This window comes from Aminobacter sp. MET-1 (assembly GCF_026521175.1).
Lineage (GTDB): Bacteria > Pseudomonadota > Alphaproteobacteria > Rhizobiales > Rhizobiaceae > Aminobacter.
The window spans coordinates 258,403-273,433 of record NZ_JAMSHL010000004.1 but is presented as its reverse complement, the minus strand read 5'-3'; the positions used below and the strand labels follow the sequence as shown (position 1 = coordinate 273,433).

At 63.6% G+C, this 15,031-nt stretch carries 16 protein-coding genes; 1 reads left to right on the top strand and 15 read right to left on the bottom strand.

The window, feature by feature from the left end; translation table 11 throughout:
• The first annotated feature begins 19 nt into the window (after positions 1 to 19).
• Positions 20 to 1,471: a M81 family metallopeptidase gene (locus NDO48_RS08190; protein ID WP_018430233.1), complete on the top strand. Its 1,452-nt coding sequence runs from the start codon at positions 20 to 22 to the stop codon at positions 1,469 to 1,471.
• Positions 1,472 to 1,552: 81 nt separating this feature from the next.
• On the opposite strand, the gene NDO48_RS08185 is transcribed toward NDO48_RS08190, so the two are convergent.
• The 15 genes from NDO48_RS08185 to NDO48_RS08115 all read right to left on the bottom strand — a co-directional run bounded on the left by NDO48_RS08185 (position 1,553) and on the right by NDO48_RS08115 (position 14,835).
• Entirely contained in the window at positions 1,553 to 2,725 is a 1,173-nt protein-coding gene (locus NDO48_RS08185; protein WP_026227647.1) for a MalY/PatB family protein, read from the bottom strand.
• A gap of 325 nt (positions 2,726 to 3,050) precedes the next feature.
• Entirely contained in the window at positions 3,051 to 4,025 is a 975-nt protein-coding gene (locus tag NDO48_RS08180) for an AraC family transcriptional regulator (protein ID WP_267321270.1), read from the bottom strand.
• Between the two features lie 153 nt (positions 4,026 to 4,178).
• On the bottom strand, positions 4,179 to 4,502 hold the full coding sequence (locus NDO48_RS08175; RefSeq protein ID WP_018430236.1) for a hypothetical protein: 324 nt from the start codon (positions 4,500 to 4,502) through the stop codon (positions 4,179 to 4,181).
• Between the two features lie 77 nt (positions 4,503 to 4,579).
• Complete coding sequence (locus NDO48_RS08170) at positions 4,580 to 5,122, bottom strand: hypothetical protein (protein ID WP_018430237.1); 543 nt, start codon at positions 5,120 to 5,122, stop codon at positions 4,580 to 4,582.
• Entirely contained in the window at positions 5,119 to 5,508 is a 390-nt protein-coding gene (locus tag NDO48_RS08165) for a response regulator (protein ID WP_018430238.1), read from the bottom strand. The genes NDO48_RS08170 and NDO48_RS08165 overlap by 4 nt, the downstream gene beginning before the upstream one ends.
• Positions 5,486 to 6,556 carry a protein-glutamate methylesterase/protein-glutamine glutaminase gene (locus tag NDO48_RS08160; protein WP_018430239.1) on the bottom strand — a complete coding sequence of 357 codons (1,071 nt, stop codon included), beginning with the start codon at positions 6,554 to 6,556 and terminating at the stop codon, positions 5,486 to 5,488. The genes NDO48_RS08165 and NDO48_RS08160 overlap by 23 nt, the downstream gene beginning before the upstream one ends.
• Positions 6,553 to 7,449 (bottom strand): CheR family methyltransferase, encoded by an 897-nt coding sequence (locus NDO48_RS08155; RefSeq protein WP_018430240.1) that lies wholly within the window; start codon positions 7,447 to 7,449, stop codon positions 6,553 to 6,555. Before NDO48_RS08155 ends, NDO48_RS08160 begins: the two co-directional genes overlap by 4 nt.
• Entirely contained in the window at positions 7,446 to 7,910 is a 465-nt protein-coding gene (locus NDO48_RS08150; protein ID WP_026227648.1) for a chemotaxis protein CheW, read from the bottom strand. The genes NDO48_RS08155 and NDO48_RS08150 overlap by 4 nt, the downstream gene beginning before the upstream one ends.
• A gap of 4 nt (positions 7,911 to 7,914) precedes the next feature.
• Complete coding sequence (locus NDO48_RS08145; RefSeq protein WP_416377187.1) at positions 7,915 to 10,086, bottom strand: chemotaxis protein CheA; 2,172 nt, start codon at positions 10,084 to 10,086, stop codon at positions 7,915 to 7,917.
• 18 nt (positions 10,087 to 10,104) lie between these two features.
• A complete protein-coding gene (locus tag NDO48_RS08140; RefSeq protein ID WP_018430243.1) occupies positions 10,105 to 10,470 on the bottom strand; it encodes a response regulator in 366 nt (121 codons plus the stop codon).
• Positions 10,467 to 10,769, bottom strand: a complete 303-nt coding sequence (locus NDO48_RS08135) for an STAS domain-containing protein (protein WP_018430244.1) — start codon at positions 10,767 to 10,769, stop codon at positions 10,467 to 10,469. Before NDO48_RS08135 ends, NDO48_RS08140 begins: the two co-directional genes overlap by 4 nt.
• A gap of 7 nt (positions 10,770 to 10,776) precedes the next feature.
• A complete protein-coding gene (locus tag NDO48_RS08130; RefSeq protein ID WP_018430245.1) occupies positions 10,777 to 12,768 on the bottom strand; it encodes a methyl-accepting chemotaxis protein in 1,992 nt (663 codons plus the stop codon).
• 478 nt (positions 12,769 to 13,246) lie between these two features.
• Positions 13,247 to 13,414 carry a hypothetical protein gene (locus NDO48_RS08125; protein WP_157632820.1) on the bottom strand — a complete coding sequence of 56 codons (168 nt, stop codon included), beginning with the start codon at positions 13,412 to 13,414 and terminating at the stop codon, positions 13,247 to 13,249.
• A 303-nt stretch (positions 13,415 to 13,717) separates the two neighbouring features.
• Positions 13,718 to 14,278 carry a hypothetical protein gene (locus NDO48_RS08120; protein WP_018430246.1) on the bottom strand — a complete coding sequence of 187 codons (561 nt, stop codon included), beginning with the start codon at positions 14,276 to 14,278 and terminating at the stop codon, positions 13,718 to 13,720.
• A complete protein-coding gene (locus NDO48_RS08115) occupies positions 14,275 to 14,835 on the bottom strand; it encodes an RNA polymerase sigma factor (RefSeq protein ID WP_018430247.1) in 561 nt (186 codons plus the stop codon). The genes NDO48_RS08120 and NDO48_RS08115 overlap by 4 nt, the downstream gene beginning before the upstream one ends.
• Between the last annotated feature and the right edge of the window lie 196 nt (positions 14,836 to 15,031).

The window sequence follows — 15,031 nt, the reverse complement described above, 5'->3', positions numbered from 1 at the left end:
CCGCAAACGGAGTTTGGAAATGCGCGTGTTCAGTGCCGTCCTGGCGACCGAGACCAACACATTCTCGCCCATCCCCACCGGGTTGACGGCCTTCATCGATGGCGGCGACTACTATCCGGCGGGCCAGCACCCCGATCACATGACGCTCTATGGCGGCCAGCTGTGGGCGGCGCGCGAGCGCGGCAAGCGCGAGGGCTGGACCCTGTTCGAAGGCTTGAGCGCCTCGGCCGAACCCGGCGGCACAACCACCCGCCATGCCTACGAGACCTTGCGTGACCAGCTGCTCGACGACCTGCGCGCCGTCCTGCCGGTCGACATGGTGCTGATGTCGATGCACGGCGCCATGGTCGCCGACGGTTACGACGATTGCGAAGGCGACACCCTGGCTCGCATTCGCGAGATCGTTGGGCCCGATGTCGTGGTTGGCTGCGAACTCGATCCGCATTGCCACATGACTCCTCTGATGATCGACAGCGTCGACGTGCTTTTGACCTACAAGGAATATCCCCATACCGACGTTTATGAATGCGGGGGCCAGCTGGTCGACCTCTGCGCGCGCATCGCGGCCGGCGGCGCCAAGCCCGTTGCGGCGCTGGCCGACACCGGCATGATCACCCTGATCCGCACCACCACCGAGCCGGGCCTCTCCATCGTCCGCCGCATGCATGAGCTCGAAAAGCAGGACAAGGTGCTGTCGGTTTCCATCGCGCAGGGCTTCCCTTGGGCCGACGTGCCGGAGATGGGTACCCGCGTGGTGGTCTACACCGATGGCGACCAGGCGCTGGCGCAAACGCTCGCCAAGGACCTGGCGCGGGACCTCTACGACAACCGCCACCAGATCGCGCCGGCCATGCCGTCGATCGACGAGGCCCTCGACGAGGCGCTGGCTTCATCGGCCGGCACGGTGGTCGTTGCCGATACGTCGGACAATGCCGGAGGTGGCGCGGCCAGCGACTCGACCTTCTTCCTGCGGCGCATGATTGAGCGCAAGATGACCGATGCGATCGTCGGGCCGCTGTGGGATCCCGGCGCGGTGCGCATGGCTTTCGAGGCGGGCGCAGGCGCGGTTCTGCCCTTGCGCATAGGCGGCAAGGTCGGCCCATCCTCTGGCGATCCGGTCGATGCCAACTGCCGCGTGCTCGGCCTCAAGCGCGGCCTTGTCATGACCGGCCTCGGCGGCGTGCCCCAGCCGATGGGCGACTGCGCCTGGCTCGATTGTGGCGGCGTCGAGGTGCTGATTTCCTCCGAGCGGTCGCAAGCAATCGACACCGACCTGTTCACGGGCATTGGCTGCGATCTCGGCAAGAAGCGGATCGTGGTGGTTAAATCGACCCAGCACTTCCGCGCCTCCTACGAGCGCGTCGCCAGCGCCGTCATCTACGCGGCCTCGCCCGGCACGCTCACAAGCAACCTCTCCAGCCTCCCCTACACCCGCATCAAGCTGCCGAAATGGCCGATTGAGCGCGCTTGACGTCGCGGGGAGCTATTGATGCACCGGTTGTGGCACTGCACCCGTTGGCGTGACGGGTGCAGCATTTGCTGCCAATCCTGACTACTGCAGGTCCGAGAACGCGGCCTTCAGGCGCGCTATCGCGTCATCGACCATTGCCCGGCGACAGGCGAAGTTGAAGCGCAGGAAACCGTCGCCGCCCATGCCGAACGTGTGGCCATGGTTTGACGCGATGCGGGCTTCCTTTTCGACGCGCGCGATGAACTCTTCGCTGCTCAGACCTGCGCCTGAACCGTCCACCCAGGCCAGGTAGGTCGCTTCCAGCGGCATGGACCGCAGGCCCGGGATGGCGGCAATGCCCGCGTCGAAGGCCTTCCGGTTGCCGTCCAGGTACCGGACCAGATCGTCGAGCCACGCCGCCCCATCAGGCGAATAGGCCGCCGTGACCATGTGCATGCCAAAGGAGTTGGGCGAGATCCCAAGCGCTGAGTGACGCCCCGCAAAGGCCTTCCTGAGTTTTTCATCGGCGATGATGACATTGCCGATATGGGCGCCTGCGATGTTGAACGTCTTGGTCGAGGCGGTCATCATGACCAGGCGCTCGGCCGCCTCGGGCGCCGCGATGGTCATGGGGATGTGCCGCTGGCCAGGGAACACCAGATCCTGATGGATCTCATCGGACACCAGAATGAGGTTGTGACGCGCGGCAAAATCGGCCACCCCGCGCAGTTCCTCCAGCGTCCAGACGCGTCCGCCGGGATTGTGAGGCGAGCACAGGATCAGCATCTTCTCCCGACCGGTCATGCGCCCGTGCCAATTGTCGAAGTCCATCCGATAACGGCCATCCTGCTGGACCAACGGAAGCTCGCGCACTTCACGCCCTGCCGCACGCACAACGCGGGCGAATGCATGGTAAACCGGCGTCATCAGAACCACTGCGTCGCCCGGCTGGGTCCAGGTGTCGACACAAAGGGCCGTGCCATTGACGAGGCCGTGGGTCGTGAAGATCGTGGCTGGGTCCAGCTGCCAGCCATGACGGTTCGCCATCCACCAGCAGATTGCCTCCCGATAGGCGGTTTCGTCGCCGAAATAGCCATAGACCCCATGGCGAAGCATCCGCTCCAGGGCCTGCTGCACCGCCGCCGGAGGGCGGAAATCCATGTCGGCAACCCACATCGGCAACGCATCGTCGGGCGACAGGCCGTAGAGCGGCTCCATCATGTCCCATTTCGAACAGTTGGTTCCGCGACGATCTATTTGCTCGTCAAAAATCATGGGTTTCTCCGGGATGCACAGAATTCTGGAATGGCGATCGTCTTCAGTGAAGGTAAGCCTTAGATCGCGTGTTGCCTGAGCCCGCAACCCCGTCCGTGACAACGGCAGGGCGAAAACGACAGACAGACTGCCGCCGAAGCAGGCTCACGGCAAACCGTCCCCGCACAGCGTTTGCCGTCACGCGGGTGCGAGGTGCCCGCGCTGGCTTCGGTCATGCAGGAAAGGTCGGCAGCAAGAACACGGCCCATCAGGGCGCGTGGCATACGGCATCGCGCGCGCTGGCGAGGCCGCATGGCGCAACTCCCGGGCTGCTCCCAAAAAAATGTTATCTGGGGAGGATCGTTGCGCGGATGTCGGAGGGTGTGGCGTCGAAGCGACGGCGAAACGCCCTGTTGAAAGCCGAGATATCCGAAAACCCGGCGTCGAAGGCTATCTCGGTGATGGTGGAGGCCGCGAGGTCGCGCGTTTGCAGCAGCTTGGATGCAAGGTCCAACCTTTGCTCGCGGACAAAATCCGAGAATGTCGTGCCCTCGCGTTCGAAGTGCCGCTGGACGTAGCGCGCCGTGACGCCTTGGCGCCGGGCGACAGCGTCGATGTGCAGGTCCTGGTCGGAAAGGCGCTCGAGAATATCCCTCCGGATCATCTTTAACCGTGCTGTGGCGATGCTGCGCTCGTTGCGCTCGGCCCCGCCGCGAACGACCTTATCGAGAACCATTGCGGTGAGGTCGTAGAGATGGCGGGAGGCGAGTTCGCGCGCTTTCTCCGAACCCGGTGGATTGGCGCGGAGCACGCCGACATAGCTCGTCAGGAGCCGCATGTCGGCCCCGGAAGCCGGAAGGATGTAGAGCGCCTCCATGTCGACGCGCGGCGCCAGCTTGGCAAGCAGCCGCCGGTCGAGCGCGACGACATCGACCGCCATCGGCTGACCGAACCAGAACTCCGAGCACACGCCCTCGTCGACCAGCGTAACGTCGCCGGCGGTCACCTTGATCGGCGCCTTGCCGTCGGCGGAGATCTCGTAATCCTCATAGTGAATGGACATGAGGAAATGCTGGCGCCCGTCCTGGAGCAGGTCGCGGGTGCGCGCGCCATGCACAGGTGCGAACCGGCCCTGCCCGACCGTCAGCCCGCCCGGCAGGAACATGGCCTCCAGGTCGATGCGGATGTTGTCGCGGTCGAGCGGCCGAAAATCCAACCCGCCAATGTGACGACCGACGAAATCGTGCACGAACGCCATCCGCTCGCGACGGGGAACATCCTCGGTGGTCAGGCGCTGCATCGCAAATTCATATGCGGTCAACGCGTGTGCTCCTGCAATCCAAGACTAGCTCAGGTGAGGGCAGTCACCATCGACGATGCGCGCCACTCTTAATTGCCGAAACACCAAATTGCAACCATGAATAGCACATGATCGCGCCGCTCTACCGCGCCCGCCATTCGGCCGTCGCTCAGCTTAGAACAACTCGTAGTCGCCGAAGGACGCATCATCCTGCGCCAGGGGCCTCCTGCCGGCCAGGCGCGTGGCGAGCTCCGAAAGGTTCACGGCAACCAGGGCAGCCTCCGGGTCGAGCTGCCAGCCAGGCGCCGCCGCATCGCCAAGGTCAGCAAGAAAACCGGCCAGGCAACGCAACTTCTGTTCGATGTGATCGAAGCTTTGCAGCGCCTGCACCAGTTGCGGTTCGCTGGAAGCCTGTCCGCCCTGGGCAGAAACCAGCGGATGCAGCCGCTCCACCTGGGCGGCAAGGTCTTGCAGCTCGGAACTTACCCGTCCGAGCATCTCGGCAACGGGCGTAAGCGTCGGCTGGGGTAACATGCTGGCTCGCAAAGGCATGGCGGGATGACCTGTTCAGGAGATCAGAAGAGTTCGAGAGAGCCGCTCGACGGCGCAACAAGCGGCTGCTTGGGCTGAGCCGGGGCGACGAAGCCCTTGTCGCCGGAGAGCAGAACCTGGCGGGCGCGACCGGACTGAGGCCAATATTCGACACGGCGGCCGCGATCCCCCCCAAGATCGCCACCGACGATGCTGATCCCTTCGTTGCGCAGGAAGGTTTCGGCGAACTCGGCATTCATCGCGCCAATGTCGGACAGGCCTTCGATGGTGCGCGCACCGCCGAACAGCTTGGCCTCCAGCCGGTGGCGATGAGCGCCGCGCTGCAGCAGGCCGTTGACGAGCAGTTCCATCAGGTGAACGCCATAGCTTTGGGCATCGAGCGAGGCGCGACCATTGTTTCCGGGCAAGAGGAAGTGGTTCATGCCGCCGGTCTGGGCGAAGGGGTCGCGGATGCAGGCAGCAACACACGACCCCAGGATGGTCGTCAGCACGACGTCCCCTTCATCGACCACATGATACTCGCCGCGCATGACGGTGACGCGGTGGCTTTTGCCGGCAAGCGTCACTTAAGCACTCCGACGATGGCCTCGATGGCCTTCTTCAGCTGCTCAACGGTGAACGGCTTGGTCAGGAAGTTGTTGACGCCAAGCGCAACCGCGGCTTCCAGCAGCTTGCGGTCGCCCTTGCCAGTCAAAAGGATGAACGGCGTCGCGCGGGTCGGACCATAGGAACGGATTGCCTTGAGCAGCTGCAGTCCGTCGAGCTTCGGCATGTTGAAGTCGGAGATCACCATATGCGCGGGCTGTTCCATCATCGCGCGCAGCGCCTGCTCGCCATCCTTAGCGATTGCGATCTTGCGGATGCCCATTTCCTGCAGCGCGTCGGTGATCAGAATGCGGCTGGTCGTCGTGTCGTCGACGACGAGAACCTTAAAGTGTTCGAGGAAGGACATTTTTAGCTCCATTGGAATTCGAGCGCGTCAGCGCGAGGATGTGGGAGGCGATCTTCTCCAGCGGCGCCTGCCGCTCGACCGCGCCGATTTCGAAGGCGACCCGGGGCATGCCGTAGACGAGGCTGGTGGCTTCGTCCTGGCCGAGCGTGTGAGCACCGGCTTGCCGCATCTGCAGCATGCCGGCGGCACCGTCGCGACCCATGCCGGTCAGGATCGCGCCGACGGACTTGGAGCCCGTTGCCTTGGCGACCGAGGCAAACAGTACGTCGACCGAGGGCCGGTGGCCGTTGACCGGATCGGTGGCACGCAGCCGGCAGCGCAGCTGCCCTGGCCCCGATATCTCGAGATGCGTGGCGCCGCCCGGAGCGAGGTAGACCTGTCCGGTGGTCAGCGGAGCGCCATCCACGGCCTCGCTGACGCGTGGCTTCGACATGCGGTTGAGGCGGTCGGCGAAACTCTTGGTGAACGCGGCCGGCATATGCTGGGTAATCACGGTCGGCGGGCAATTCTCCGGGAACTGCGACAGAACAGTGATCAGAGCCTCGACGCCGCCGGTGGACGAGCCAATGGCAACCACGCTGCCGTTGGGCACATAGTCGGCATTCGCAGCGGGCTGCTCGCGCACGGCACTCGGCTGGCTCGTTGCCAGCGGTCGGATCTGCGCACGTGCCGCCGCCTTCACCGTCGCCTGCAATGCGCCGAAGGCCCGGTCATCGCTGAACGACGCCTTGGAGATGCAGTCGAAAGCGCCGATCTCGAGCGCAGTGATCGTGGCCGTGGCATCCCTCGATGTCAGGCTGGACACCATGATGACGGGCATCGGCCTCAGGCGCATGATCTTCTCGAGGAACTCTAGACCGTTCATGTTCGGCATCTCGACGTCGAGGGTGATTACGTCGGGATTGAGCTCCTTGATCTTGGCGCGTGCCTCCAGCGGGTCAGCGGCATGGCCGACCACCTCGATGGCCGGGTCGAGACGCAGCACCGCCGAAAGCAAGGTGCGCATCGTGGCGGAATCGTCGACGATAAGAACGCGAACCGGCTTCATGCGGCGCCCTCGCGCAGCTTGTAGGTCGTGATGCCTTCCGGCTGGAAGTCGTCGGAGGCGGGTCCCGAGACGCGTTCGGAGTGGCCGATATAGAGGGTACCCCCCGCTGTCAGCAGAGGCACGAAACGGCTCCAGATGCGCGACTGGGTCGCCTCTTCGAAATAGATCACCACGTTGCGGCAGAAGATCGCCTGGAACCGGCCCTTCATTGGCCAAGCGCCGATGAGGTTGAGTTCGCGGAAGGCCACGATCGTACGCATTTCCTCGCTTGCGCCGAACGAGTTGCCGTCGCCCGAACGCACCGGAGCGAACCAGCGCCGGCGCAGATCCGGAGGCACCGGGCGCAACGCTGCCTCGCTGTAGACGCCCTCTCGGCCCATCGCGACCATGTTGGGGTCGATGTCGGTCGCCAAAACCCTGATGTCGTAGTTGGCGGCTTCAGGCATCAGCGACAGGATGGTGAGCGCGATCGAATAGGGTTCGGCGCCGTTGGAGCAGGCCGCCGACCAGATCCTGACGCGTCCGCCGCGCCGCGCCGCATCGAGCAGCGGCGGCAGGACCTGCTTGGCCAGATGCTCGAAATGATGCGGCTCGCGGTAGAAATTGGTGACGTTGGTGGTCAGCGCCGCCAGCATTTTCTGGCGCTCGTCGAGACCTTCGCGGGAAGCGATGAGCGCGCAGTAATCGCGGAAGCTTTCAAGTCCAAGCGCACGCAAGCGCTTGGACAGTCGCGAATAGACCAGGGCCGCCTTGGCCTCTGTCAGATGGATGCCGGCATCGGCATGCAGCATCGCCGCGATCTGCCGCATGTCCTCGCCGGTGAGCACGAACTCACCGGCCACCAGACTCTGGCGCTGGTTGCGCGGTTTGTCGACGTTCTGCAGACTCGTCATGCCGCGATCGGCTCAAGCGTCGGCAGGACGTTGTCGAGCGCGATCAGGCTGATCATGCGGCCTTCGATGGCAAGCACGCCGCGCACGAAGGTCTTGGCCATGTCGGAGGCGACGTCGGGCGTCGGCTTGATGGCGTCGTCGGTCACCGACAGGATGTCGGAAACCGCATCAACCAGGAGGCCAACCACCTGCGTGCCGACCTGGGCCACCATGATGACATGGCGCACGGTCGGCTCCGGCGGCTGGAAGCCGAGACGCGCTGCGAGGTCGACGATCGGCAGGATCGCGCCGCGCAGGTTGATGACGCCGCGGACATAGGCCGGCGACTTCGGCAGCACGGTGGCCGGCGCCCAGCCCCTGATCTCGCGCACCGACATGATGTCGACGCAGAATTCCTGCTCGCCGATACGAAACGCGATGAGTTCGCGGCTGCTGTTGTCGTGTTTGGTGGTCTCGGTCATGGCCTCACCCTGCTGCTGCAAGAACGGGTTCAAGAATGGTCGCGTCGGACTGCGAGTTGGCGATCACTGCGTCGACATCGATGATCAGGGCGACGCGGCCATCGCCGAGGATGGTGGCGGCGGCGATGCCCGGCACGTGCCTGTAGTTCGATTCAAGGCTCTTGATCACGACCTGGCGCTGCCCCTGGATCGTGTCGACGAGCAGGGCGCTGCGGCGGCCGCCTTCGGTTTCCACGAGGATGGCGACCGACGCCAGCGGATCGGTTGCCTGGCTGCGGAAGCTGAGCTCGCGGCCGACGTCGACCAGCGGCGTGAAGGCATCGCGAATGGCAATGACACGGGCGCTGCCGCCAAGGCCGTGCACATCGGGAGCCTTGGGCTGCAACGTCTCGATGATGGCGGTGAGCGGAACGACCAATGTCTGGTCTGCCACCGTCACCACCATGCCGTCGAGCACCGCAAGCGTCAGCGGCAGGCTCATGGTGAAGGTCGAGCCCTTGCCCGGCCGCGAGGTGATCGACAGGCGGCCGCCCAGTGACTGGATCGAGCGCTTGACCACATCCATGCCGACACCACGGCCCGAGATGTTCGAAACTTCCGACGCCGTGGAGAAGCCCGGCAGGAAGATCAGATTGTCGATCTCCTCGTCGGAGAGCACCGCATCGGCTGCGATCAGGCCCTTCTCGGCGGCGATCGCCTTGACCCGCGCGCGGTTGATGCCGGCGCCGTCATCGGCGACCTCGATGACGATGCGGCCCGAGCGATGCATCGCCGAAAGGCGCACGACGCCCTCCGCCGGCTTGCCGTTGGCAATGCGCACTTCGGGCTTTTCCAGGCCATGGTCGATGGCATTGCGGATCATGTGGGTCAGCGGGTCGTTAAGGCGGTCGATCACCGTCTTGTCGACTTCGGTGCCCTCGCCCTCGGTGATCAGGCGAACCTGCTTGCCGGTCATGCCGGCGACTTCGCGCACCAGGCGCGGAATGCGCTGGAACACCGACTTCACCGCCTGGGCGCGGATCGCCATGACGCAATCCTGGATCTCGCGCGTCAGGTGCTCGAGTTCGTCGAGACCCAGAGCCACGGCAGACCCGGGAACGTGCCCGGCTTCCATGACACGCTGCGACAGCATCGCCTGGTTGATGACCAGCTCGCCGACGAGATCGATCAGACGGTCGACACGTTCGAGATCGGCGCGGATTGTCTGGGGGGCGGCAGCGCCGGCATTGGCACCGCCTTCGTTGTTGCGTGCAGCTGCTGCCTTGGCCGGCTGCGCCTCGGGCTCGGCCACGGCTTCCGGCTCCTCGGCCAGCGGCAGCGAAATGACGTTTGCAGGTTCAGCCGAAACGACCTCCGCATCCGCCTGGATCGACCGCATCAAGGCGGCGAACGCGTCCTCGGTCGAACCGACCTCGGCGCCGTCGGCCTGGATGGTCAGGCTGCTGTCCCACTCGACGAACTCGAAGACTTCGCGGATCGCGTCCTCGCCCTTTTCCGTGGTGAGCCTGATCGTCCATTCGAGATAGGCGCCTTCCGGATCGAGTTCGGCGAGCGACGGCAGGCCGCTTGCGTCGCAGGTGATGTCCAGCTCGCCAAGGCGTTCCAGCTCGCGCAGCACCAACGACGTCTCGTTGCCCTTGGCATAAAGTTCCGGCCTGGGCTTGAAGGTGATGGTGTAGCTGCGCCCTGCATCGGGCACGGCATCGGAAAAGTCGAACGACACGCCGACGGGCGTGAAGGAGAAGTCGCTCATGTCGTCTTCTTCTTCGGCCGCATCGGCGGAGCCGCCCGGGCAGAGCGCGTTGAGCTCGGCAACCAGCACGGCGCTGCGCTCGCCATCGACCGAAAGGCCGTCGCGAGCCGCCACAACCAGGTCGGCGAGAAGATCGGCGGCGCGCAGCATGACGGCCATCACGTCGGCCGTGGGCTCCAGACCGCCATTGCGGACATGGTCGAGGGTGGTTTCGAAGACATGGGCGAACTGCACCAGATCTTCGAGGCTGAAGGCGCCTGCGCCGCCCTTGATCGAATGCACCGCGCGGAAGACCGCATTCACGGTGTCGGATTCGGCTTCCCCGCGCTCCATAGCGAGGAGGCCAGCTTCCAGTTCGGCGAGTTGCTCCTCGCACTCCTGGAAGAAGGTCTGCTTGACCGCTGCCATTGCGTCCACGGACATGTTCCCCAGTTCGTTCGTTCAGGCCGACACGCGGCGGATGGCGTCGATCAGTTTGGCAGGGTCGAAGGGCTTGATGATCCAGCCGGTCGCCCCGGCTCGCCGGGCGCGATCCTTCTTTTCGGCATCGCTCTCGGTCGTCAGGACCAGGATCGGAATGCCGCGATAGGCCTCGTCGGCGCGGACATGCTCGATGAAGCCGAAGCCATCCATCCTGGGCATGTTGATATCGGTGACGATCACCTGCGGGGTCTCGCCCTTCAGCACCTCGAGGCCATGGACGCCGTCCTCGGCCTGGACGACCCGGTAGCCGGCTTGCGTCAGCGCGAGCTTGAGCATTTCGCGCATGGTGCGAGAATCATCGACGGTCAAAATGGTCGCGCTCATTCCGACATTGCCTCCCTAGTGAGATCCGCTTCGGCTATTCCCAGCAGCCTCAGGCTTTCGACGAAGCCGGGCGTCAGGTTGGTGAAGGAGAGCGCGGTTTCATCCGCGCTCCAGGTTTGTTTTGCCGACAGAAGAACCTGAAGGCATTGGCCGCCGATCCGCTCCACACGCGAGGTATCGATGGTCAGCGCGGTTCCGCGCATTGCCAGCAGGCTTTCTGTCAGGGGCGCTGCCGCCCTGAAGTCCAGCACTGCGGCAAGCTCGAGTATCCGTGGCGATGGATCGGAAACGGTCGTCATGGCCGGCTCAGAACTCCTGCCAGTCGTCGGCGGCCGGGGCGATCGCCCGGGCGGCATTGGAGCCGTAGCTGGCAACCGCAACCTTCAGCTCAGGCCGCGGCGCGCGCACCGGTGCCTTTGCACTGGCCGGACGGCTCGTCTCGACGACCGAGAGCTTGCCGAGCCGGAAGGTGCTGATCTGGCGCGACAGCTCTTCGGTCTCCTGCGACAGCGAGTGGCTGGCGGCAGTCGATTCCTCGACCATCGCAGCGTTCTGCTGGGTAACCTGGTCCATCTGGTTGACCGCCGAGTTGACCTGGTCGAGGCCAGTCGATTGCTCATGCGCGCTGGCCGCGATGTTGGTGACCACCGAGTTGATTTCGGCCACCTGCTGCACGATGCGTTCCAGTGCCTTGCCTGTTTCGGCGACAAGCTTGACGCCTTCGCCAACCTGGGTCGTCGACGCCGAGATCAGGCTCTTGATCTCGCGAGCGGCTTCGGCCGAACGCTGAGCCAGTGCACGCACTTCCGAGGCAACCACGGCAAAGCCGCGTCCCGCATCGCCGGCACGTGCCGCTTCGACGCCGGCGTTGAGCGCCAGCAGGTTCGTCTGGAAAGCGATCTCGTCGATCACGCCGATGATGCGGCTGATCTGCTCGGACGACTTCTCGATCGTGCCCATGGCATCGATTGCCTTGCGCACCACAACGCCGCTGGTCTCGGCATCGGTCTTGGCCGTGGAGACGACGTCACGGGCATGCACCGCGCCTTCGGCCGTCTTCTTGACGGTCGCGGTGATCTCGTCGAGCGCGGCTGCGGTCTCTTCGAGGCTGGCTGCCTGCTGTTCGGTGCGGCGCGACAGGTCGTCGGCTGCGGTGTAGATCTCGCCGGTGCCGGCGTGGATCGCCTTCACGGAAGACGTGATGCTGAGCATGGTCTGCTGCAGCTTCTCGACCGATTCATTGAAGTCCGAACGCAGTTTGACCAGCTTGTCGGGGAACGGTGCGTCGATGCGGTGCATCAGGTCGCCCTTCGACAGGGCATCGAGACCATTGCCGAGCGCAACGATGGCGACGTGATCCTGGCGGTCTTCCTCGGCCTTCTGTGCAGCACGGGCTGCATTGTCTTCCTCGACGCGGCGACGCGTGTCGGCGGCTTCAGCCTCGAGGCGCACCTTTTCGATCGCTGCTTCCTTGAAGGTCTGCACGGCGGCCGCCATCTGGCCGACCTCGTCCTGGCGACCGATCGCCGGAACGGCAACCTTGTGATCGCCGGCAGCCAGGCTGCGCATGGCCTGGGTCATGCGGTTGACGGGCGTTGCGATCTGGCTCGACAGCCACATGGCGATGACAATGAGAATGGCGATGGTCACGCCGGCGCCGCCAAGCTGCAGATACTTCGCCGTTGCGATGGCTTCGTCCTTGACCGAAGCGATCTGCTGTTCCCAGCGGGAGATCTCGGTCTGCATGTCCGCGACTGCCTTGCGGACAGTGTTCTGCACCTCTGATGCACGCGTCGAGGCTGCAAGCTCGCGTCCGCGCTCATAGGTTTCCGGCTTGCCGGCGAGCTGCACGATCGGGTCGCCGATCTCGATGCGCCAGTTGTTGGCAACGGTCTCGAAATTGTCGATCGCCGTGATCACGTCCTTGTCCGTGATCGGCTGGTTCCTTGCATCGGCGATCGTCTTGTCGACGGCCAGCGACGTGTCGTGATAGCGCTTGGCAACGTCCTCGCGCAGGCTCAGCACGTAGGTACGGGCGATGTTGGCGCGATCGAGATGAAGCGCTTCCGCCTTGCCGATGGTGGTAAGCACGCGGCTCGCCACCTGCAGTTCGGCGCTGGCGGCATCGAGCTGGTTGAGCGCCCGCATCAGCAGCAGCGCGACGACGATGCTGACGAGCACGATCGCCGAGAAGCTCATCACCAGCTTGCGCGTGATGCTGAGATTGGTGGGTGAGAAACCCCGTCTCTGCGGCGGTGCGCCATAGTGGGCTGTTGATTGGTCGAAGGTGATACTCATGTGGCGTTTCCTTGCCGTAGAGATAGCGAATTGGCCTGGCTGCACACCTTGTTTGCCGGCAAATCTCGGCCGTCCGGGGAAAAGCTTTTTTGCTTCGCACCGGCTGAGGACATGCAGAATGTGATTGGAAAGGCGACGCCGGCGGCGGCGCCAGCGTGTGGATTTTCTTCGAAAAGGGAGATCTAAAAGAAGGTTTTCAAACGTGGCTTGTCAAAAGCTGCTCATGCTTTGCCTGCGTATCCGTTCCCCCGAGAGCGCCGACAGGAACCCCTCCCTGTACTTAAAAATTTAGCAATCCCGATGCCTCGGCGTAGTCACAAGAAATTACCCAATTGTAAATTAGCGACAACACCGCGAAGGCTTCGAGTCTTCGGTACTTGTACGGCAAGCAATTTTAGCAATCTCGAAGAAACGACAAGAAGATAAACTTCCGGTATCCGCAATGAATGCCTCAAGAAAATCCAATACACTGATAAGGTCATTCATCAATTGAATCGCGTTGAATCGCAGTCGCCGACGATTCATTCATTCCGAAAGCGATAGTCGAGGCTTTCGCCTTGCATACATCGTCGGACGGATGCTGACGGATGACTCCACGTAAAGGCAAGGCGACATCAGCAGCGATCTTGATGAATACGGATGTCAACTTGATTGTATCCACACTGCCAGAGCGACAAAGATTCCGCCGGCCGGGCCAGATTTTTTTCGTCGTCAGCCCTCGTCGGTGACGTTGAGTCAGCCGCACCAGGAGCCCCCTGCGCGCCGGGGTTGTAAGCCGGCTCGGGGGACTCTCCATTGCGTGGAATCAAGGCTTTTGCCTTCCGCTGCCGCCGGTTGAATCCATCAAGAACGAACCCACCAAACGGTTGTGCCGCAAAGGGTTTTTACCGTCGGCGACACAGGCAGCGGATATCTCGACGGCAACCTATACATGTCGATAAATCGCCTCCTACTCGTCGAGCTTGCGGATCTCGCGCTCGATATTCCTGGCGGCATGGCGATTGGCGAGCACGACACCAGCCATCAGCACCAGTGTCAGGCCGCCAGCGATGGCAACAAAGAGCGGCTTGCCCGGATCGATCATCCACGCGCCGAGATAGATCAGCACGAAACCAGGCACCATCGGGCCGACATACCACAGCCAGGCGCTGGCAAGCAGCCGGTGTTCCCGTTCCAGCCGGGCGCGCAGATGCGCCCGGCCGCTGACGGCGAGGTCGCCAGCAACAGGACCGCTGCTGCGGAACAGATGCCAGCCTGCCAGCAGCAGCCCCACCGTGAGCGCGAGGAAGCCGGCTGCCATGACAAAGTCGGCAGGCGCCTCGCCGCGCACGAAAGCAAGCACGCCCATCACAGCCAAGAAGGCCGCTGCAACGCCGCCGGCGACATACTCCCTGGTGTTGCGACGGCGCGTGATCAGGCCGAGTTCCGCCTCGCGCTGCCTGAGATCATCAAGCGAGGGGCTGATCGTGGTCATCTCCTGATCCTTCCAATGGTCCTGAAGTTTCTTCATAAGCCTGCCTCCGTGCCGAAGGTGCCCGCCAAACGGCGCTTGAGACGATGGATTCGGGTTGCGACCGCGCCGGCCGATAGACCGGTGACCTCGGCGATGGTCGCGGCACTTTCATCTTCCAGGTAGAGAAGCATCACCTGCTGGTCGATTGGCGCCATCTGGTGCAGGAGGTCATGAATCTGCTCCAAAGCGAGGCGATCGGAGACCACAGCCTCATGCGACTCCACCCGCCCCTCTACGCCGGCCCCGTCGGGATCCCCGAGGCTGATCGTGCCACCCTGCCGCCGCTGTATGGCGACATGATCCGCGGCGACATTGTGGGCGACACGGTAAACCCACGTTCTCAGCGAGCAGCGGCCGTCGAAGGACGCCATGCTACGCCAGACCTGCAGATGGATGTTCTGCAACAGATCCTGCCGGTCCGCCGCATTCGCCTCATACCCTGCCGCCAGGCGAGCCAGCGCAGTGCCGAGCAGGTCGATGGCAAGACGATAACGCCCGTCTGCATCCCCAGGGATGCCGCTGATGTCCTTCAGATCTGCCGGCGCTGTCGTCATGAATAGGTAGTCGCCTTCGGACAGGATTTCTTACGGGATTTCTTCTTATTGAATTGCCACCCACCCCAACAATCGAAGTGGAGGCGCCTTTAACTTGGGTACCCCGCCGCTTTGCTGAAACAGGCCCGGCCGCAACTCCTTTACGAAAACAAGAAAGGGCGGGAATGCCCCGCCCTTTCTCTGTATGGCTCGATGT